1 protein-coding gene is annotated in these 868 nt (G+C 53.8%); it reads right to left on the bottom strand.

From position 1 onward, the window contains the following. Nucleotides 1-868, bottom strand: an 868-nt coding sequence (locus tag J3U19_RS11425) for a type VI secretion system Vgr family protein (RefSeq protein WP_267346374.1), incomplete at both ends; no start/stop codon positions are given.

The raw sequence follows: 868 nt of genomic DNA, 5'->3' as shown, positions 1-868 counted from the left end.
ATGCCTGCCTGTGCATAAGCTAAGATGCCACTTTCAGTGAGCGTCGTTAACGCTGCTTTAAGCTGGTCCTGACTGGCGGTGTCAGCACCGTGTGCGTCGCATTGATTGGCAGCCTGTTGCAGCGCTTTGGCTATCGATAAGGCATTTTCCAGCTGGGTAATGGCGCCTTGCATATCCAGTTGCTGACCTTGCGCTTTGGGCTCGGTTTGTGTCGTCAGGTATAAGCCTTTTTCAGCCGCTATCGCCCCCCATTCATCGGTGCGCAGTTCAAACCCTTCACCCCGTAACGCTTTTTTTTGGTTGACTAAGTGTCCCAGATTGAGTTGCGTTTTGCCGTATTCGGTCGCCAGCTTGATGTGCTCCTGCCCCCGTTTGTCTTCCATGCGCAGTTTGTTATTGGTGGGGGTGCGAATCACATTGCGGTGTTTGTTTATCGTGGTCACCAGGTCAGGGTGCGCACTGTCGTGCAGGGCATGGGCGATATACGGTCGGTCCGGATTGCCGTTGGTGAAGGCGACCGCCACTTGCGTGCCGTCAATGAGCGGAAAGTGAATGCCATAGGTGCTGCCGGCATACGGTCTGGCCAGTCTTAACCATAGGCTCTCTTCCCCGTTTTTCCATGCTTTTAAGTCAAAGTTAAATTTAACCCGATAACGACCCTGTGTATCAATGTAACCGTAAGTGTCATTATCCGGACTGCTTACCCGTGCCGGCAGGGTGCCGTGCACCGTCGGCGCCGGCAGCGGTGCCGGTCGGTAAGGTTTTAAGGCGTGATACGGTATGGCGGTAAAACGCAGTTCGTAAGCTTCGGTGCGGTTGCCTTGCCCTTCCACACTTAATATTATGACGCCCTCATCAATGTCCATCC

This window comes from Gilliamella sp. B2828 (assembly GCF_026537125.1).
GTDB lineage: Bacteria > Pseudomonadota > Gammaproteobacteria > Enterobacterales > Orbaceae > Gilliamella.
The sequence above is the reverse complement of the archived record's forward strand: the minus strand, read 5'-3'. Positions and strand labels throughout refer to the sequence as shown.